General features: G+C 35.9%; 21 protein-coding genes. 19 read left to right on the top strand and 2 right to left on the bottom strand.

The annotated features are described in order from the left end of the window. The first annotated feature begins 203 nt into the window (after positions 1–203). Positions 204–1,247: a glycosyltransferase family 4 protein gene (locus LS41612_RS19670; RefSeq protein WP_024362460.1), complete on the top strand. Its 1,044-nt coding sequence runs from the start codon at positions 204–206 to the stop codon at positions 1,245–1,247. Between the two features lie 227 nt (positions 1,248–1,474). On the opposite strand, the gene LS41612_RS19665 is transcribed toward LS41612_RS19670, so the two are convergent. After that, positions 1,475–2,533 carry an LCP family protein gene (locus LS41612_RS19665; protein WP_024362461.1) on the bottom strand — a complete coding sequence of 353 codons (1,059 nt, stop codon included), beginning with the start codon at positions 2,531–2,533 and terminating at the stop codon, positions 1,475–1,477. Between the two features lie 145 nt (positions 2,534–2,678). Beyond that, complete coding sequence (locus LS41612_RS19660) at positions 2,679–3,314, bottom strand: YigZ family protein (protein ID WP_024362462.1); 636 nt, start codon at positions 3,312–3,314, stop codon at positions 2,679–2,681. 165 nt (positions 3,315–3,479) lie between these two features. On the opposite strand from LS41612_RS19660, the gene LS41612_RS19655 reads away from it, so the two are divergent. The 18 genes from LS41612_RS19655 to pseB all read left to right on the top strand — a co-directional run bounded on the left by LS41612_RS19655 (position 3,480) and on the right by pseB (position 18,961). Next, a complete protein-coding gene (locus LS41612_RS19655) occupies positions 3,480–4,628 on the top strand; it encodes a sensor histidine kinase (RefSeq protein ID WP_024362463.1) in 1,149 nt (382 codons plus the stop codon). 36 nt (positions 4,629–4,664) lie between these two features. Then, positions 4,665–5,339, top strand: coding sequence for a response regulator (locus LS41612_RS19650; protein WP_024362464.1), 675 nt, complete (start codon positions 4,665–4,667; stop codon positions 5,337–5,339). 193 nt (positions 5,340–5,532) lie between these two features. Then, on the top strand, positions 5,533–6,084 hold the full coding sequence (locus tag LS41612_RS19645; protein WP_231785561.1) for a nuclear transport factor 2 family protein: 552 nt from the start codon (positions 5,533–5,535) through the stop codon (positions 6,082–6,084). Between the two features lie 213 nt (positions 6,085–6,297). Then, entirely contained in the window at positions 6,298–7,140 is an 843-nt protein-coding gene (locus LS41612_RS19640; protein ID WP_024362466.1) for a fatty acid kinase binding subunit FakB, read from the top strand. Positions 7,141–7,289: 149 nt separating this feature from the next. After that, positions 7,290–8,657 (top strand): ATP-dependent helicase ComFA, encoded by a 1,368-nt coding sequence (locus tag LS41612_RS19635; protein WP_029747211.1) that lies wholly within the window; start codon positions 7,290–7,292, stop codon positions 8,655–8,657. Next, positions 8,650–9,240, top strand: coding sequence for a ComF family protein (locus LS41612_RS19630; RefSeq protein ID WP_024362468.1), 591 nt, complete (start codon positions 8,650–8,652; stop codon positions 9,238–9,240). Before LS41612_RS19635 ends, LS41612_RS19630 begins: the two co-directional genes overlap by 8 nt. Before the next feature lie 85 nt (positions 9,241–9,325). Beyond that, a complete protein-coding gene (locus LS41612_RS19625; RefSeq protein ID WP_024362469.1) occupies positions 9,326–9,739 on the top strand; it encodes a TIGR03826 family flagellar region protein in 414 nt (137 codons plus the stop codon). A gap of 189 nt (positions 9,740–9,928) precedes the next feature. After that, positions 9,929–10,189 (top strand): flagellar biosynthesis anti-sigma factor FlgM, encoded by a 261-nt coding sequence (gene flgM / locus LS41612_RS19620; RefSeq protein WP_024362470.1) that lies wholly within the window; start codon positions 9,929–9,931, stop codon positions 10,187–10,189. Positions 10,190–10,216: 27 nt separating this feature from the next. Continuing rightward, positions 10,217–10,717, top strand: a complete 501-nt coding sequence (locus LS41612_RS19615) for a flagellar protein FlgN (RefSeq protein WP_024362471.1) — start codon at positions 10,217–10,219, stop codon at positions 10,715–10,717. 34 nt (positions 10,718–10,751) lie between these two features. Further along, positions 10,752–12,299: a flagellar hook-associated protein FlgK gene (gene flgK / locus LS41612_RS19610; protein WP_024362472.1), complete on the top strand. Its 1,548-nt coding sequence runs from the start codon at positions 10,752–10,754 to the stop codon at positions 12,297–12,299. Positions 12,300–12,339: 40 nt separating this feature from the next. Next, a complete protein-coding gene (gene flgL / locus LS41612_RS19605) occupies positions 12,340–13,254 on the top strand; it encodes a flagellar hook-associated protein FlgL (RefSeq protein ID WP_024362473.1) in 915 nt (304 codons plus the stop codon). Positions 13,255–13,338: 84 nt separating this feature from the next. Then, a complete protein-coding gene (locus LS41612_RS19600; protein WP_024362474.1) occupies positions 13,339–13,902 on the top strand; it encodes a DUF6470 family protein in 564 nt (187 codons plus the stop codon). 17 nt (positions 13,903–13,919) lie between these two features. Beyond that, complete coding sequence (fliW, locus tag LS41612_RS19595; protein ID WP_024362475.1) at positions 13,920–14,363, top strand: flagellar assembly protein FliW; 444 nt, start codon at positions 13,920–13,922, stop codon at positions 14,361–14,363. Next, positions 14,363–14,581 (top strand): carbon storage regulator CsrA, encoded by a 219-nt coding sequence (csrA, locus tag LS41612_RS19590; RefSeq protein ID WP_024362476.1) that lies wholly within the window; start codon positions 14,363–14,365, stop codon positions 14,579–14,581. Before fliW ends, csrA begins: the two co-directional genes overlap by 1 nt. 181 nt (positions 14,582–14,762) lie before the next feature. Further along, the gene (locus LS41612_RS19585; RefSeq protein WP_024362477.1) at positions 14,763–15,572 is read left to right on the top strand and encodes a flagellin N-terminal helical domain-containing protein; all 810 of its coding nucleotides are present in this window, start codon (positions 14,763–14,765) and stop codon (positions 15,570–15,572) included. A gap of 166 nt (positions 15,573–15,738) precedes the next feature. Further along, the gene (locus LS41612_RS19580; protein WP_024362478.1) at positions 15,739–17,424 is read left to right on the top strand and encodes a motility associated factor glycosyltransferase family protein; all 1,686 of its coding nucleotides are present in this window, start codon (positions 15,739–15,741) and stop codon (positions 17,422–17,424) included. 1 nt (position 17,425) lies between these two features. Beyond that, positions 17,426–17,749, top strand: a complete 324-nt coding sequence (locus tag LS41612_RS19575) for a DUF8042 domain-containing protein (RefSeq protein WP_024362479.1) — start codon at positions 17,426–17,428, stop codon at positions 17,747–17,749. Between the two features lie 249 nt (positions 17,750–17,998). After that, positions 17,999–18,961, top strand: a complete 963-nt coding sequence (gene pseB / locus LS41612_RS19570; RefSeq protein WP_029747213.1) for a UDP-N-acetylglucosamine 4,6-dehydratase (inverting) — start codon at positions 17,999–18,001, stop codon at positions 18,959–18,961. Positions 18,962–18,968 lie beyond the last annotated feature (7 nt).

The following is an 18,968-nucleotide window of genomic DNA, read 5'->3' as shown; positions in this document are numbered from 1 at the left end:
GTCTAAATGCTAGACACATCATTATTCTATCAAATTTTACGAATGATGACTACATTTGACATTAAGTAATAAAGGTAGAATAATAGAGAAAAATGGAAAATGTGAAATAGCGGAAAATGATTAGAAAAAGTATATTTCAGAGCATGTTCGTGCTATAATCAAATTGGATTCAAATGTAGATTATTTTTTTGAGGAGGAGAGACATGCTTTACGTGTCTTTAATAGCAGCATTCGTTGCTTCCATTTTGTTAACTCCACTAGTTAAACGTTTAGCGTTTAGAATAGGTGCCGTTGACGCGCCAAACTATCGAAAAGTACATGCACGTATCATGCCAAGGCTCGGTGGTCTGGCAATTTTCCTTGCGTTTTTAATAGGTGTGGCGGTCCTACAGCCACAAAGTCAATATAGTTTAGCGATTATTATCGGAGCTTGTATTATTGTAGCAACAGGTGTCATTGATGATATGCGTGAAATATCAGCGAAGGCAAAAATGCTCGGTCAAATCGTTGCTGCACTAATCGTTATTTTTGTAGGCGGTATTCAAATTGACTTCATTAACTTGCCATTTGGTGGGCAATTAGATTTTGGTTTTCTAAGTATTCCGTTCACTATATTGTGGATTGTTGGTATTACGAATGCTATAAACTTAATTGATGGCTTAGACGGATTAGCTGCAGGCGTTTCTTCTATTGCACTTATTACTTTATCTGGTATGGCCTTTATAATGGGCGATATGTTCGTATTAGCCTTTGCAGCAATTTTAGCAGCAGCTACAATTGGTTTCTTATTTTATAATTTCCATCCAGCTAAAATCTTCATGGGAGATACTGGGGCATTATTTCTAGGCTTTATGATTTCTGTCTTGGCTTTATTAGGATATAAAAACTTTACAATCATTTCGTTAATTATCCCAGTTATTATGCTAGGTGTACCGATTTCTGATACATTCTTTGCAATTGTTCGTCGTTACCGAATGAAGAAGAAATGGTCTGATCCTGATAAATCCCATTTACACCATCGATTATTGGATATGGGCTTTACACATCGACAAACGGTACTTATTATTTATGGCATTGCAATGATGTTTGGTTTAGCTGCCATTATCTTCTCAATGGCAAAGTTATGGGGAGCTATTTTACTAATTACGGTCATCTTAATTGCAATCGAAATTTTTGTTGAAGTCATTGGACTTGCTGGTAAAAACTATAAACCGCTATTAAATTTCATGCGGATATTCAATAAATAACAAAAGAACTGCTGTAGACAAACTCGAATTTGAGTTCGTCTGCAGTTTTTTTTCAGTAAAATATGGTTTTCGCGGGTAAAGTATCGTGAATCGTGGGTAAAACAACAAATTTCGCCGGTAAAACCTCATGAATCGCGGGTAAAATACCAGATTTCGCGGGTAAATAACCCGATACTAAAAAAAGCCTTTCCGCTATCAAACTTCGATAGTGGAAAGGCTTTTTATTTTTATTGTGCTGACTCGTTTGTTGAACTGTCATCGCCAGCCGCATTGTCTTTATCAGTATTACTATTTGTTAAAGCAGAAGACGATTTTTTTCTTGCAAGGTGGTTGTTAAGAATTTCAGATACATCATCAACTGATTGTTGGTCTAATTGATAATAATAAACACCTGTAGACATATCGTCGTTACCTTCTAATGTTAATGAATCAATACGTGGCTTACCTTTTGTTAAATAAGACAGGAAGGATTTCATTTCACTAAATGTCATATTTGTCTTCATGTTATCGCCGATTGCTTTAATAACATCGTCGTATTTTGTAATAGAATCAACAGATGCTACTTTATTTGTGATAGCAGTTAAAATTTCTTGTTGACGTATACCGCGTTGGATATCGCTATCTTGCTTACGTGTACGTGCAAGTGCAAGTGCTTGACTACCGTTTAAATGCTGTAAACCTGGCTTGAGGTTGATTGTATTACGATCAAATTCATCTTTTTCATGTAGAGCATATGGTACTTCTGCTTCGATACCACCTAAAGCATCCACGACATCAATAAACGCATTGAAGTTCATGCGGACATAGTAATCAATCGGAACATCAAAAAGTTTTTCAACCGTTTCAATTGTCGAAAGCGTACCACCTAACGCATGGGCATGAGTAATTTTATCTTTATAGCCTACTGAAGGGATATAAACGTAAGAATCACGAGGGATACTTAACATTTTAATAGTTTTCGTAGTATTGTTTAAAGTTGCAAGAATCAGTGCATCTGAGCGTGAGTTTTCAGAACCTTGCCCACGATTTTCACTATCATCGACACCAACAAATAAAATCGACACATTATCATTAACCGGTTCTACTTTTTCTTCTCGTAAAGCAGAGACATCTCGACCTTCTAATACTTCATGTGCTGAGTTGGCTGCGTGTTCAGCTTGCTTTGTAATATAAACACCATAGGCCGTAACGCAAATTAGTAAACTAGCAACTAGAAGTAATGCTACTTTTATAATCAAAGAAGCTTTAGAAGACCTCTTCTTCTTTTTTACATTCGTTCTTTTCATATATGGTATATTCTCCTCTTGATTTTGGGAATAATTATGCAATTGAGCTAAAATTTATTCAAATTAGCACATGGGCGTAATTGATTAAGCGAGCTCAATATTAAAATTATACTATGGACCTTCAGGATTAGACAATTAAAACTATTTATTTCACAATAAATTCGATAAATTGCGCATGCTCAAAAGTGATTGTTGCTTGCCCATTCGTAAGTTCTGTCATCCAATGACGAAACTGATCTTCTTCCTCTTTTAACACCGAAACAATGATTTCGACACCTTCCAAGTAGTTAATTTCTTCTAAAGAATATCCAGAGTTGCGAACCTCATTTTCCACTTTTCCAAGCCATGTGTAGTCAATTGCAATTTTCATAAGGTGATGAAGTTTTCGTTCGACAACTTGTGCAGCGAGTAATCCTTCTGTTGTTGCTTTACCGTAAGCACGAATAAGACCGCCGCCGCCTAATTTAATGCCACCGAAGTAGCGTGTGACGACAACGACCGTATCCTTTAAGCCTTGCTTTTTTAAGACTTCTAACATAGGGACGCCAGCGGTGCCACTAGGTTCCCCATCATCATTCGCTTTTTGAATATGATCATGCTCGCCGATAATATAGGCAGAGCAATTATGAGTCGCATTATGATGCATTTTTTTTATGCGCTCTATAAAAGTCATTGCATCCTCTTCGGTTTCAGCGCGTTCTATATAAGTAAGAAAGCGAGATTTAGATATTATAATTTCGCTTTCTCCGTAGCCTTTTACAGTTAAATAGTTCTCTCTCATAAGTGTCATTCTCCTTTAAAATAGGGTTGTATGCTATAAATTTCATAAAGAAAAAGCATTAATTTTTAGCATTGTGATGCTATAATAGGTTTAGACTTAGATTCTATGAAATTGGTCTTTCAAAATACTATGTGATAATAAGGACATTAGACTGGGGAGTACACAATGTTTTCAAATGATACCTTCGATTTAAAGTCGCTTGATGACGTATTCAATCGAATGTTAGAAACAATTATGAGCTCTAAAGATGATATTTTCATTATAAGTGAACAAAGCCGAAGAAGCTTTGAAGATATGCAACAAGAGCTAGAAATTGTTCGAAAACAAATTTCAATTGTCATCGATGAAGGCGATGCTTTAGAAAAAAGCACGCAGCTTGCTAAGCAAAGACTTGTGTTAGTGAGTAAAGCTTTTGATAATTATACCGAAGAACAAGTTAGAGATGCATATGAAACGGCACATGATTTTCAATTGAAGCTCTCCGTCATTAAAACACAAGAAAAGCAACTTCGCGACAAAAGAGATGATTTAGAGCGACGTTTAAGAGGCTTACTCGATACAATTGAACGTGCTGATCATATTGTCAATCAAGTAAATGTTATTTTAAATTATTTAACGTCTGATTTAAAAAATGTTGGGTTAGCGCTTGAACAAGCGAAAATGAAGCAAGATTTTGGTATTCGAATCATCGCTGCACAAGAAGAAGAGCGAAAACGTTTATCAAGAGAAATTCATGATGGACCTGCTCAAATGATGGCCAATGTCTTAATGCGTACGGACTTAATAGAAAGAACGTATCGAGAGAAGGGCATTGAATACGCTATAGCTGAAATTGCTGATTTGAAGAAAACTGTGCGTAATGCACTGTCAGAGGTGCGACGCATCATTTATGATTTACGACCTATGGCGCTGGATGATTTGGGCATTGTGCCGACATTAAAGAAATATTTGTCGACTGTGACCGAATATAATCCAGGAGTAGAAATTCATTTTCAGTCAAGAAGCACAGAACAACGTATTCCTTCGAATTATGAAGTATCCATTTTTCGCTTAGTGCAAGAATGTGTAACAAACGCCATGAAGCATGGGAAATGTAAGGATATTTGGGTGAAACTTGAATGGTTGAACGATGCGGTAAATGTTGTCGTGAAAGATGATGGCGTAGGGTTCGATCAAAAAGTTGTGAAAGATCATTCCTTTGGTATTTTAGGAATGCGAGAACGAATTGAAATATTAAATGGTACAATCTCAATTGAAAGTGAGATAAATCGAGGCACTACGGTATTATTTAAAATTCCGTTAGAAGTAAAGTAAAGAAATGTGTTGCAGAATTTTAGGGGGTAAAGACTAATGACGAAGATTATTATTGTAGACGATCACCAGCTATTCCGAGAAGGAGTGAAACGTATCTTAGATTTTGAAGATACGTTTGATGTAATTGCAGAAGGTGACGATGGCACAGATGTAGTAAATTTATATGCGGAAAATCAACCAGATGTTGTTTTAATGGATATAAATATGCCAGGTAAAAATGGTGTAGAGGCAACAGCAGATTTAATTACAGAATTTCCAGATGCTAAAGTCATCATGTTATCGATTCATGATGATGAAACATACGTAACTCATGCACTAAAATCAGGCGCGCTTGGCTATATGCTAAAAGAGATGGATGCAGACGAAATCGTGGAAGCGATTAAAGTAGTGGCAAATGGCGGTTCTTACTTACATCCTAAAGTAACTAAAAATTTAGTAGCAGAATTCCGTCGCCTGTCTGAGCATGAAAACAAAGGCAACTTCCATCAAACAGAAATTCGCCGTCCATTCCATTTATTAACAAAACGTGAATGCGAAGTTTTACAACTACTTACAGATGGACAATCTAACCGTACTATTGGTGAGACACTGTTTATTTCTGAAAAAACGGTAAAAAACCACGTTTCAAGCATTTTACAAAAAATGAACGTAAACGACCGTACACAAGCTGTTGTAACAGCTATTAAAAATGGTTGGGTTGAAGTACGATAATTGCATAGTAGTGATGAAGGCTGTTTTTAAAAGCTACTTTAAAAGATAAAGTAGTTTTTAAGACAGTTTTTTTATTATGCAACATTTTTATTGGAAAGACGTCTTTTAATGAAATAAGCACCTAAAAGTTGAAAATGCGCAACAAAATTCCTACTTAAGCATTTATATGCTACAATATTGCGCGGGAGGTTTTATGATGTTAAAGAAAAGTATTCTAGCAGTTTTAACCTTATTAGTGTTAACTGCCTGTGGCAATAAAGATGAAGATTTAACGGCAAAAGAGCGTGAAAAGGTAATTGAAGACGGTACGGTAGGCTTTGAAATGATGGGCGAAGAGGTTAAAAAAGCTTCAAATGTGCCGGCTGATGAGGAAAAAGCAATCTTAGCGGCGTTTGATGAATATATTGCCGCATTCAATGATGAAGAAATTGATCGTTATATGGACACGATATCTAAGGATCCAAAAGGCTTTAATTATGATGAAGAGAAAGTATTCGCAGATGAAGTATTTGCTCAATTTGATACGAAACGTGATGTAACAAATGTGACCATTGCGAAGTATAATGAGGATGAAGCGCAAGTATTTGCCAATATGACAACGCACTCACTTCAAGTTCAAACTAACGTCGAACATGAAAGCGCTGGACGCCAAGTAACGGTATTTGTCAAAGAAGATGGAAAGTGGAAGGTAACGAGCGTCTTTTATATTGGAGATGATACTAAATCTAGCACGGGCAATCAATAAGGGGAAATTATTCCCTTTACTATACATAGAAGATGAATGTGAAATGAACGCTAGATTTGAGTCTTATGGCAAAGTAAAGTTGAAATCTAGTGTATGTTACGGACTGAACTTGTAGTGATAAAGTCAATTCCTGACGTCATTACGAGATTTCGTAATTCAATTCACATTCATTTCTTTTTGAGGTAAACTTGGAACATAGGAGAGTGGAAATGAATGAGGACGGCAATCGTAACAGACAGTACTGCATACATTACGCCAGAAGAACGCGCGCGCTTAAACATTCGTATGATTCCGTTAAGTGTAAACATTTCAGGTGAGTTATTCGCAGAGGAAGTAGATATTACTGCATCTGAGTTTTATGATAAAGTACGGGGTGCAAAAGAATTCCCCAAAACAACTCAACCACCGATTGGTGAGTTTGCCTCACTCTTTGAAGAGTTGGCAAATGATTATGACGAAGTAATTTCCATTCATTTATCGAGTGGTATAAGTGGTACATATCAAGGTGCGGTCCAAGCAGGAGAAATGGTGGAAGGTATTGATGTGTATCCATTTGACAGCGAGATTTCTTGCGCTGTTCAAGGATTTTATGTGCTACGCGCGGCTGAAATGGCTGCGGAAGGTTGTTCAGCACAGGAAATACTAGCAGCATTAGCGGACATGCAGCAGTATATTCGTGCTTACTTCATTGTAGATGACTTAGCGCACTTACAACGGGGAGGGCGTTTGTCTTCAGCAGCTGCATTAATCGGGGGCTTATTACAAGTAAAGCCTGTCTTACATTTTGTGGACAAGGTCATTGTACCGTTTGAAAAAATTCGTACACGTAAGAAAGCACTAAAGCGTGCAGAAGAGTTATTGGCTGAAGATGCAAACAAGTATGACAAGATGGATGCTGTAGTTATTCACGGTAATTGCCAAAAAGAAGCCGAGGAATGGTTAGCACAACTTGCTACGACTTACCCGAACGTAAACTTTAAATTAAGCTATTTCGGACCTGTTATTGGCACGCACTTAGGTGAAGGTGCAATGGGTCTTGGTTGGACAAAAAAATAATAAGTAAAAGTCTCTACAACTTGTTGTAGGGGCTTTTTTATTTGCTTAATAGGCGCAGTGGAAGAATCGCCATTAAAATCATACCGATTGCCAGTCATTAGGCAGAATCACTAATAAACCAATATTACAACAAGAAAGGAGCTAGATACATGAACTACAAAGGATGGCTGTTGCCTCCCGCATTACGAGACTTCCATGAGGGACGAATTTGGTTAAAGGAGCATACACCATTTGCTAAATATGATATGGAGCAGGCTATTAATAGAAAATACTTTTTTATAATAGAAGGTATTCAAAAAATACCTCGCTTAAGATGTAATCGTTGCTATAATGACAATCCACATGACTTTGTTGAGTATGAATGCTCGAAATGTCTGCAGCGATGTGTTTATTGCAGACATTGTCTGAAAATGGGCAGAGTAAGCAGTTGCACACCCTTGCTCATATGGAAAGGACCGAAGGCATGTCGAATTAAGCAGCATCCCCTTTTATGGACCGGGCAATTGACAGCACAACAACAACGAGCAGCCGATGAACTACTAGAAAGTGTAATAGCAGGAAAATCTCATTTATTGAATGCAGTATGTGGGGCTGGAAAGACAGAGTTGCTCTTTCAGTCTGTACATTATGCGTTAGAAAAAGGGTTACGAGTGTGCATTGCCGCACCGCGTACAGATGTAGTATTGGAGTTATTCCCGCGCTTTCAAAAAGCTTTTCCACAAACTATTGTCCATGCGTACTATAGTGGAGCGCCAAAGCAGCTTGGTTTTGCACAGCTAATTCTAGCAACGACTCATCAACTGTATCGTTTTGAACGAGCGTTTGATGTCATGATTGTTGATGAAGCGGATGCATTTCCTTATGCATATGATGCAACATTAGAAAGAGCAGTGCAAAAAGCTAAAACAATTGATGCACCAATATACTTTATTACAGCTACACCTTCCCAATCATTAATTAATCAATATAAAAATAGTTATTCTTTTATCCCAAATCGATACCATCACAAGCCACTGCCAGTGCCATATTTTTGTTCGCTATGGGGCTATGACAAAAACATAAAGAGAGGAAAACTTCCTCGAAAACTCAAAGCATGGACTGAAGAACGACTTGCGAAAAATGAGCCATTTCTTATATTTTTCCCGACAGTAGAACTGCTAAATCTGGCAATACCATTGTTTCAGAGGATACATGCAAATATATTAGCAGTACATGCTAAAGATCCAGAGAGGAAACAAAAAGTACTACAGTTACGCGATGAAAAAATTCCTGGATTACTAACGACAACCATTTTAGAACGAGGTATTACGATAAAAAATGTACAAGTTGCTGTTGTTGGGGCAGAGTCTACAATCTTTACAGCGAGCGCACTTATTCAAATTGCGGGACGTGTAGGAAGACATGCTTCTTATACGAATGGGGAAGTTGTTTTATTTCATCATGGAGTGACTTTGGCAATGGATGAAGCTCGACAGAAGATTTTAGCTAACAATAAAGAGGGTTCAAACAATGAATAAAATAGATAAGTTTTGTTTATTATGTGCACAGCCATTGCATTTTGTGCCTTCTTGGCAAACGCTTTTATTAAGATGCTTTCCACCATGTATTTGTGAAAAGTGTAAAGGGCAATTTGTACGTTCCACTTCAGCAACGGCACTTTATCAATATAATGATGCAATGAAAGTATATTTACATCAATATAAATTTCTACAAGATGTTGCACTTGCTAAAGTATTTCGCCAGGAGTTATATGCACGATTCAAACAGGAAAAGGCGATAATTATACCGATTCCTATGCATTCTATGAAGCAAAAGGAGCGTACCTTCTCCCATACGGAGGAGCTCTTAAAAGCAGCTAATACCTCATTTACTCAACTTCTAGAAAAAGTAACAGTAGAAACACAAAGTTCAAAAAATAGAGAGCAGCGTATACAATCAGCTCCGCTTTTTCGTCTAATACCAGAAGCCCAAGTTATGCATAAAGATTACCTTCTTTTTGACGATATTAAAACTACAGGGACAACACTACGGCATGCCAAACAAGTTTTACTAGAAGCGGGGGCCCGAAATGTTCGAACCTTCACTTTAATTAATGGATGAAAATGCTAACACATCATGTATAATAGATTACGAATTTAGGATTCGTACAATTAGATAGTGATCATGGCAAGAGGAGGAAGAAAAAATGGCTGAGGTTCGAAATTGTCCAAAGTGTAATGAGTTTTTTAATTATACAGGGGTCAGAGAAGTATGTCATAAATGTGCACAATCTGAAGAGGAATTATATCAAATTGTTTATCGTTTTTTACGCAAGCGTGAAAATCGCGCTGCGACAGTAGAACGAATTGTTGAGGCAACTGGTGCTGAAGAAGATTTATTATATAAATGGGTGCGCAAAGGTCGTTTACAGCCTGCAATGTTCCCAAACTTAGGTTATCCATGTGATAACTGCGGCCATTTAACGACAACAGGAAAATTATGTACAAAATGCCAAGATGAATTAAAGGCTGAACTTCGCACATTTGAGGCAGCGAAGGAGTTTCGTGATAGCGTGGAACAACGTGATAAAGTAACTTATCATGCTGAACGCAAAAAATAATGTTGACATCCTGCCAATTTTCGTAAAAAATGCATCGAAGGTAAATTATGCACCTTGCAAGATGGTTGATAAGCGAAAGTGTGTTAATTTTAAACAAAATTAGCACACTTTTTTATATTTGAAAACTTAACATTGTTGGAGACAATCCGAAATAATAGTAAGATAAGCTTTTAAGATAGGGGGATGAACATGAAAATCACATCTTATGGTGTTAATGCAGTAAATGCCTATAAAAATCAAGTACGCAATGTGAAATCTGACACAAATAAAGCGTCATTTGCTGATAAAATTGAAATTTCAAAAGCCGCTCAGAACATGCAAGGTGTTACTACTTACAGTGCAGAACGTGCAGAGCGTGTGCAACAGTTAAAGGCAGATATTGATTCTGGAGAATATAAGGTCAATGCTCGTAAAGTTGCTGAAGATATGCTGAAATACTATCGTTTCTAGGAAATAACAGAAAGGGTGTTTAGCAAAATGTCTGTAGAGACGATTTGTTCTACATTAACAAAGCTAGAAAGAATGCATAAAAGCTTGCTCGAACTAGCCTATAAAAAAACAGAAATCATAAAAACTGGCGATATGAAAGCACTTGACCAAATGCTCAAGGATGAGCAGGCGCATGTAGCGGCTATCGATAAGCTCGAGCAACAGCGTCAGATACAGGTAACACAATACCTGGGAGCAAAAGGAGTTGCGTCCACTGACAAAATGACTGTCGCTGATGTCATCGAAGCTGCTGAACAAGATGATGAAAAAGACACACTATCAGCTGTTCGCGATCGACTCATGTCAATTATTAATGATTTACGCAAACAAAATGAACTCAATCAAAAATTAGTATTTCAATCATTGCAATTCGTCAATCTGACATTAGATGCGTTACGTCCGCGTCCTGAGCAAATGAATTATTCGGGGCGTGAAGTGCGCGGTACGAATACAATGGCAAAAAAATCGTACTTCGATTCTCAAGCATAATTTTATTAAAACGTTATTTAAGGGAGGAACAAGAATGCGCTCAACATTTATGGGCTTAGAAACAAGTAGAAGCGGTTTATTTACACAGCAATCAGCTCTATATACAACAGGTCATAATATTTCGAACGCCAATACACTTGGCTACTCACGTCAACGAGTAAACATGCAAGCTACACCAGGATTTCCAACAGCAGGTTTAAATACACCAAATTACCCTGGTCATATGGGAACAGGGGTAGAAACTGGCTCCATTCAACGCATTCGCGATGAGTTTATCGATCGACAATTCCGTCAAGAAACGAATAAATTAGGTTACTGGGAATCACGTTCGAATGCTATTTCTCAAATGGAAGATATTATGGATGAACCATCTAAATTTGGTTTAAACGCAGCATTGGAACAGTTTTGGAAAGGTCTACAAGATGTAAGTACGGCTCCAGAAAACGCGGCATCACGTAAAGTGGCAATTGAGCGTGCCAATCACTTAGCTCAATCCTTTAACTATATGGATACGCAACTAAAGACGATTCAAGGCAACATAGGTAACGAAATTAGTGTGTCGACAAATCGCATCAACTCATTACTAAAGCAAATTGCTTCCATTAATAAGCAAGTGCAAGAGGTTGAACCAAATGGTCATGTACCGAATGATTTATATGATGCACGCGATGTGTTAATCGATGAATTAAATAGTTATATCCCAGTTTCAGTTGAACGTGTTCCTTCAGGAGGGCTTGCTTCTAGTGTAGCCGAAGGTAGTGTGACGATTACATTCAAGCCATATGGCACAAATACAGAAATAAAATTAGTTAATGGTAAAGATGCTGCTAATATTGAAGTCAACAGTGGCACTACACAAATTGATGGTACAAATTTAGCGAATCTTTTTACAAACATTAAAGTAAACGGCACAGGTACAGCAGATTCAGGAACGATTACATATGACCAGTTAGAGCCTGGCAAAGGTAAATTACTATCTGTAATTGATTCATATGGTTATGAAAGTGCAACAGGTCCGAAAGGCTATTATCCTGAAACGATGGTTAACATTGACAAATTGGCTTCGGAATTTGCCAATGTCTTTAATGCAATGCATAAGCAAGGATTTGATTTCACTGGTGCTCAAAGCACACTCGATTTCTTTGAACCGATTGATAATACAAAACCATTGTCAGCAGGCAATATTAAAGTAAATGATGCACTTATAAAAGATTCATCAAAATTGGCAGCTTCTTCAGGGGCAAATGAAGAAGGGAACGGTAAATGGGCACTTGAACTGTCGAATATCCAGTCAAAGGTTCAAGCGAATTTAGATGGCGCAACATTTAACTCATTCTATCAAGGAATTATTGGGAAACTAGGTGTTGATGGAGAAGAAGCGGCACGTTTAAACGGAACTTCTGAAACATTGCTTGTGACACTTGGCAATAATCGTGCAGCAATTACTTCCGTATCGTTGGATGAAGAAATGACCAATATGATTACATTCCAACAAGCGTATAACGCCAATGCTCGAATGATTACCGTAATCGATGAAACATTAGACAAAATTATTAACGGCATGGGCCGGGTAGGAATCTAAACGAATCTAGTTTGACAAAAAGGAAGGAGCTTTTACAAACATGCGCGTAACACAATCTATGTTATCGAATAACATGCTTCTGAACTTAAATAATAACTACGGGAAACTGTCGAAGCTACAAAATCAAATAAATTCAGGTTCTAAAATTACAAGACCTTCAGATGACCCAGTAGTGGCAGTAAAAGGTATGGGCTATCGACGTGATTTAGGACAAGTTGAACAATATTCACGAAACATGAATGAAGTGAATAACTGGCTAGATACATCTGATGAGTCATTAAATCAAGTAGGCGAACAAATGAAGCGAGTACGTGAGCTTGTTATTCAAGCAGCAAACGATACAAATACACCAGATGATCGAGCGAAGATTAAATCTGAAATGGATCAAATTCAAAAACAAATTCAAGATATAGCCAACACAAAAGTAGGAGACCGTTATATATTCAGCGGTACAAAGACAGGACAACCGCTATTTTTAAATGGGGCAATTAACACAGCGAATATCAATACCGAAGATGTAAAAATTGAAGTATATGATGGCATTCAAATGAACGTAAATACTGTAGGAAAAGATTTATTTAAAAATGTTGATGATATGATGAGTAAAATTGTTGGGCTGTTAGACCCGAATAGAGTTCCACTTGCTACAGGAGAAGAAATCAGCTCTACATTAGGTGGCGTTTCAACTACAAGTACATCAGATGATATTACAAACATGCATAATAAAATACTGGAAGCTCAAGCCGATGTGGGAGCGCGCCAAAATCGCGTGGAATTAATGGAAAATCGCTTATCAATTCGTGAAATTAGCGTGACGAAGCAATTATCGAATAACGAAGATGTCGATTATGCAAAAGCTATAACACAAATGGTAACATCAGAAGCAATTCATCAGGCATCATTGTCTGTGGGCTCTAAAATAATTCAGCAAACTTTAGTCGATTTTATTAGATAATATATATTAACACTAGTTTTCTGCTATAAAATCTAAGCGTTTGAACATTTTGTTCAGACGCTTTTCTTGAAAGGAGAGGTATAGATGAAACTCCCACAAATCCAAATACGTACAACCGACGCACAAATTGATCTTAATATTGCTAGACCACAGCAATATATTAAACAGCCAAGAGCTACACAGCAAATTGAACAGCCTGCCGCAACACTTGAGATTCATACAACACGCAGTGTATTGAAAATTGATTCATCTCAAGCGAGACGAGATTTAGGGTTAATTGGACCATTAGAATCAAGTGCCAATTATGCTCAAAAGGGCAAACAAGAAGCATTGAAGGGGATGGCACGCAGAGCTAGGGAAGGGCGACAAATGATGGAGAATGCTGGCAAAGATCAAGGGAGAGCAACCATCCAAAATATCGCTAAACAAAATCACGGACCACACCGGGTGCAATTTAATATAAAATTTGTACCTTCTGTCGGCTCTGTTAAAATTGACTACACGCCTGGTACAACTGACGTCAATATTCAACGTAGAGAACCAATTATTGACGCGCAAGTGAACAAACCAATCCATGAATACACACCAGGGAAAGTAACTGGTACAATGATACAAAGACCAGATGTTGACATTGATGTCATCATTTAAAGGAGTGCACGGAAAATATGAAAATTGCTACAAAATTTTTAGGTGAAGTGGAAATTGCTAATCAAGATATTTTGACGTTTGAACATGGCTTATTAGGCTTAGAGGAAGAAAGAGAATTCGTTTTGTTGCCAATCGATGCAGACCTTCCCCTCGCATTACTACAATCTGTTGTGCATAAAGAAATCGGTTTTGTTGTAGCCTATCCTTTTGCATTTAAACCAGATTATAGCTTTGAAATTAGCGATGAGGATCGTGCGCAATTACAAATTGAAAAAGAAGAAGATGTTCTTCCATATGCCATTGTCACAATGAAGGACACATTTAAAGATTCTACTATTAACTTGCTAGCACCCGTTATTTTAAATATAGAAAAGAAATGTGGGAAACAAATCGTTCTTCAAGACAACAAAATCTATCCATTACGCTTTCCGATGCAGCCATTGGAAGGAAGTGCGAAATAATGCTAGTCCTTTCACGAAAAAAAGATGAATCTATCATGATAGGCGATCAAATCGAAATAAAAATATTAGCAGTTGAAGGTGACCAAATTAAACTTGGTATAGTTGCGCCCAAAACAGTAAAAGTACATCGTTCAGAAGTTTTTCAAGCAATTCAAGCGCAAAATAAAGAAGCACTTGCTTCATCTTCCAACTTTTTAGAGCAACTAAAGAAAAAATAAATTAGTACTATGAATCTATTACATAAAAAAATAAAAAAACTTTTAAAAAACTATTAAACTTTTCCAACTACTAACGATATATAGATTGTAGGGTAAGGGAAGTACATACATACAACCTAAACCGACAATATTCCACACGGATGTGGAATAACAAAAACAAACATTCAAGGAGGAATTCCAAATGAGAATTCAACACAACATTTCAGCTTTAAACACACACCGTAACCTTACTTTCAACAACACACAAGCTTCTAAAAACCTTGAGAAATTATCTTCAGGTTACAAAGTAAACCGTGCTGGCGATGACGCTGCTGGTTTAGCTATCTCTGAAAAAATGCGCGGACAAATCCGTGGTCTTGACATGGCAACTAAAAACGCTCAAGACTCAATCTCTTTAATCCAAACTGCTGAGGGTGCTCTTAACGAAACTCACGCAATTCTACAACGTATGCGTGAATTAGCAGTACAATCTGCAAACGATACAAACGTATCAGCAGACCGTACAGCACTTAACAAAGAAGTAACAGCATTAAAATCAGAAATCGACCGTATCGCTAAAAATACAGAGTTCAATACTCAAAACTTATTAGATGGTACTTTTTCTGGCAAAAAATTCCATATCGGTGCTAATGATGGACAAGCAATTACATTAAAAATCACTACTATGGATACAGCTGGATTGAAAATTACTGGTTCAATTGATACTCAAACTAAAGCTGACAAAGCTATCAAAAACTTCAACGACGCTTTAGAAGCAGTTTCTTCACAACGTTCTGATTTAGGTGCTGTTCAAAACCGTTTAGAGCACACTATCAATAACTTAGGTGCAACTTCTGAAAACTTAACAGCTGCTGAATCACGTATCCGTGACACTGACATGGCGAAAGAAATGATGGGCTTCACTAAGAACAATATCTTAATGCAAGCTGCTCAATCAATGTTAGCTCAAGCTAACCAACAACCACAAGGTGTTCTTCAATTATTACAATAATTGACTAGTTAGCATGAAATATTAAAAGCTTGAACGAAATTTCGTTCAAGCTTTTTTTGATAATAATTTTAAAAATCCTTATTTACACCGATATAAACAAAGAGTAGATATTTAATAAACTCTTCTTACAGGGAGAGGCCTCACTATGAGAAGCAAGGAGGATCTTATGGAAGATTTAGAAATAATTTATTTACAAACAAAAAACGAAAAGCCAAATGCAAAAGTTAACGGGTACTATTTACATAGTAATTACAATCCAGAAGCAGAAGCTGAAAAATACATAAATAGTAACTACAAAGAAGGGTATTTAAATATACTCTTTGGTTATGGTCTAGGGTATATAGCTAATGCTATTACAAAAAAGTATGGTAATACTGATATATTAGTATATGATCCTTTATTTACTAGTTTAAATTTTGAGAATAAGGATTCAATTGAAGACATTTTTACTGATTTGCAAGATTTTTGTAAACGTTCAGAAGATTATATTGCTGAATTTAATCGTAAGGTCAATATACTAATTTCACCTAATTACGATAAAATTTTTGAAAGAGAATATAAAGAATTTCTTGATTATATTCGCCATATTCAAATTGAGGATATTGTAAATGAAAACACAATAAGATTCTTTGGTGATTTATGGCAGGAAAATTACATAATGAATTTATACTATGTTCATAAAGATCAAAGTTTAAAAGTACTTTACAATAAATATGATTGCCCAGTAATCTTAGCTTCAGGTGGACCATCCTTAACAAAACAATTACCATTGTTAAAAAAGATTAAAGATAAATGTTTGATAATATGTGCTGGTTCTACAATTAATTCTTTATTGGCTGCAGGCATTATTCCTGACTATGTAGTAACAATGGATGGTGGAGAAAGTAACTATTTACACTTTAAAAACATTAAATGTTATGATTTTGATTTAATTTACGGATTAGGGAATGCGTGGAAAATAGAAAGAAGTTTTAAAGGAAACCGCTATAGCTTTTGTTTTTATGGAGAAGATAGTATTCAAAAACGTATTAAAGAAGGTCTAGGTAAAGATTTACCAATGCTATCAACTGGTGGTACAGTTGCTATTACTGCATTAGAAGTTGCAAGTAAAATTAGTACGGGACCTATAGCAATCATTGGACAAGATCTTGCATATACGAACAATAAATCCCATGCGGAAAATAATAACCATTACAGTGAGTTAACAGATGATTTTTTTAAAAAAGATATGACATTTGAAGTGGAAGGGTACTATGGAGAAACTGTAAAGACGAATCACCAGTTTAATAGTATGAGAAAAAGTTTAGAAAAATTATATCAAAACTTACAGCATCATCATAAAATCTATAATTGTACTGAAGGTGGTGTAAAGATTAATGGTATGCCACAAATAGATTTCGTAGCATTTTGTGAAAGTTATATTAATCCTAAAAATAAAATTACTAAGTTAGAGTTGCAAAAATATATAAATGATAACGAAGTAAACTATAAAGAATTTATGAATCAAGAAATACAAGTCTATTTAAAAATCAAGAAATTACTAGTGGATGCAATTCATCTTTTAAAAGAAGAGAGAAATAATACTGTCTTTACAACTAGTACTTTAAAAAAATTAGATAAAATAGATTCAAAATTGAAGGAATATTATCCACAAGTTATAATGGAAAGAATTGTTGATCCAATTACTATGGATGTAATGCGAATGACTACGGATAAAAAACAAAGTGAGAGAATAGATAATTTCAAACAAATACATAAACAAAATATGTATCTTTATGAAAATATGTTAGAGGCAACTGAAAAATCTTTAAAATTTACTAGAGTTGCATTAGATGAATTCGGAGGGTGTTAACATGGATAAAACAGAGATTGTAGATGAATATTTTAAATATGTAGCAAAAATACCAGCAGGAATACAATATATTGCAGATAATTTGAGAACTGATAAAATTCCCATGGCATTAAATGAAATCCTGAATTTCTCAGAAGGTATTACGTGGATTAAACAAATGGAAGAAATTTTAACTGACCAAGGGGTCAATACGAATTTAGATAAACATCAATTGGAAGAATATTTAAATCTTATCAATGAAGGTTTAGAAAAACAGGATTTTGTCCTTGTAGCTGATATTTTTGAATATGAAGTCTTGCCATATTTTGAGCAAATAGAAGCTTGAAAATAATAGGTATTAGCTGATAGTTAAATTAAAGGGCACTTTTTGAATGTATATTTTAAATCAAAAAGTGTTTTTTATTTTCTTTAAAAATTAAAACATTGGTAGAAAAATGGTTGCGGAGGTTGAAAGCTAAATTAATAAAAAAAGAAGCGATAATACATTAAATAATATATTTATTATTCAAATGTAGAAATACGTTAAAATTATCCGATATAATATCTATATGATACATAGATAAGGGGAAATACAATGAGTGTTTTAACAGATAAAGTGGTATTAGTAACAGGTGGTACAGGCTCTTTTGGTAAAAAATTCATTAGAAAAGCACTTACACTAGGTGTGAAAAAAATCATAGTTTTCAGTCGCGATGAACTGAAACAATATGAAATGAAACAAGAATTACAAGATGAACGTATTCGATTCTTTATTGGTGATGTGCGCGATAAAGACCGTTTATATCGTGCATTTGATGGTGTGGATATTGTCATTCACGCAGCGGCCATGAAGCATGTAGATGCATGTGAATATAACCCGTTTGAAGCGGTTAAAACGAACATTCATGGTGCACAAAACATTATCGAAGCAGCAATAGATCGAGGCGTAAAAAAGGTCATTGCATTATCTACTGATAAAGCCTGCTCTCCTGTAAATTTATACGGTGCAACAAAACTTGCATCAGATAAATTATTTGTTGCGGCTAACGCTTATGTAGGAGAAAAGAAAACTCGATTTGCTGTTGTACGCTATGGTAACGTAGTAGGAAGTCGTGGTAGTGTAGTACCTTTTTTTAAAAAGATTAAAGACACAGGTAAATTACCAATTACAGATGAGCGTATGACACGTTTTTGGATAACTCTAGATCAGGGAGTACAATTTGTAATAGATAATTTAGAACGGATGAACGGTGGAGAAATTTTTGTACCAAAGATTCCGAGCATGAAGGTAACAGATTTAGCAAAAGCGGTTGCACCTGAATGCGAAATAGAAATAATCGGAATTCGTCCAGGTGAGAAATTACATGAAGCGATGATTATGGAAGATGATGCTCGTCATACATTAGAATTTGATAATTTTTATGTTATCCAACCGGAGCTTGGTTGGTTTGCTCAAGAGCAATTAAATGCAGGTAAAGCATTGCCTGATGGATTTGCTTATACGAGTGATAATAATACAGAGTGGTTAACAGTTGAGCAGCTAAGACAATTAATTTAAAAAAATT

Origin of the sequence: Lysinibacillus sphaericus (assembly GCF_002982115.1) — a bacterium.
In the GTDB taxonomy this organism is placed as follows: Bacteria; Bacillota; Bacilli; order Bacillales_A; family Planococcaceae; genus Lysinibacillus; species Lysinibacillus sphaericus.
Note: the sequence above shows the minus strand (reverse complement) of the source record. Positions and strands in the feature narration are given on the sequence as shown.

Bases quoted from the DNA above. Each gene is read 5' to 3' on its own strand.
- LS41612_RS19670 (WP_024362460.1), top strand. From the start codon at position 204: ATGCTTTACGTGTCTTTAATAGCAGCATTCGTTGCTTCCATTTTGTTA.
- LS41612_RS19665 (WP_024362461.1), bottom strand. From the start codon at position 2,533: ATGAAAAGAACGAATGTAAAAAAGAAGAAGAGGTCTTCTAAAGCTTCT.
- LS41612_RS19660 (WP_024362462.1), bottom strand. From the start codon at position 3,314: ATGAGAGAGAACTATTTAACTGTAAAAGGCTACGGAGAAAGCGAAATT.
- LS41612_RS19655 (WP_024362463.1), top strand. From the start codon at position 3,480: ATGTTTTCAAATGATACCTTCGATTTAAAGTCGCTTGATGACGTATTC.
- LS41612_RS19650 (WP_024362464.1), top strand. From the start codon at position 4,665: ATGACGAAGATTATTATTGTAGACGATCACCAGCTATTCCGAGAAGGA.
- LS41612_RS19645 (WP_231785561.1), top strand. From the start codon at position 5,533: ATGATGTTAAAGAAAAGTATTCTAGCAGTTTTAACCTTATTAGTGTTA.
- LS41612_RS19640 (WP_024362466.1), top strand. From the start codon at position 6,298: ATGAGGACGGCAATCGTAACAGACAGTACTGCATACATTACGCCAGAA.
- LS41612_RS19635 (WP_029747211.1), top strand. From the start codon at position 7,290: ATGAACTACAAAGGATGGCTGTTGCCTCCCGCATTACGAGACTTCCAT.
- LS41612_RS19630 (WP_024362468.1), top strand. From the start codon at position 8,650: ATGAATAAAATAGATAAGTTTTGTTTATTATGTGCACAGCCATTGCAT.
- LS41612_RS19625 (WP_024362469.1), top strand. From the start codon at position 9,326: ATGGCTGAGGTTCGAAATTGTCCAAAGTGTAATGAGTTTTTTAATTAT.
- flgM (WP_024362470.1), top strand. From the start codon at position 9,929: ATGAAAATCACATCTTATGGTGTTAATGCAGTAAATGCCTATAAAAAT.
- LS41612_RS19615 (WP_024362471.1), top strand. From the start codon at position 10,217: ATGTCTGTAGAGACGATTTGTTCTACATTAACAAAGCTAGAAAGAATG.
- flgK (WP_024362472.1), top strand. From the start codon at position 10,752: ATGCGCTCAACATTTATGGGCTTAGAAACAAGTAGAAGCGGTTTATTT.
- flgL (WP_024362473.1), top strand. From the start codon at position 12,340: ATGCGCGTAACACAATCTATGTTATCGAATAACATGCTTCTGAACTTA.
- LS41612_RS19600 (WP_024362474.1), top strand. From the start codon at position 13,339: ATGAAACTCCCACAAATCCAAATACGTACAACCGACGCACAAATTGAT.
- fliW (WP_024362475.1), top strand. From the start codon at position 13,920: ATGAAAATTGCTACAAAATTTTTAGGTGAAGTGGAAATTGCTAATCAA.
- csrA (WP_024362476.1), top strand. From the start codon at position 14,363: ATGCTAGTCCTTTCACGAAAAAAAGATGAATCTATCATGATAGGCGAT.
- LS41612_RS19585 (WP_024362477.1), top strand. From the start codon at position 14,763: ATGAGAATTCAACACAACATTTCAGCTTTAAACACACACCGTAACCTT.
- LS41612_RS19580 (WP_024362478.1), top strand. From the start codon at position 15,739: ATGGAAGATTTAGAAATAATTTATTTACAAACAAAAAACGAAAAGCCA.
- LS41612_RS19575 (WP_024362479.1), top strand. From the start codon at position 17,426: ATGGATAAAACAGAGATTGTAGATGAATATTTTAAATATGTAGCAAAA.
- pseB (WP_029747213.1), top strand. From the start codon at position 17,999: ATGAGTGTTTTAACAGATAAAGTGGTATTAGTAACAGGTGGTACAGGC.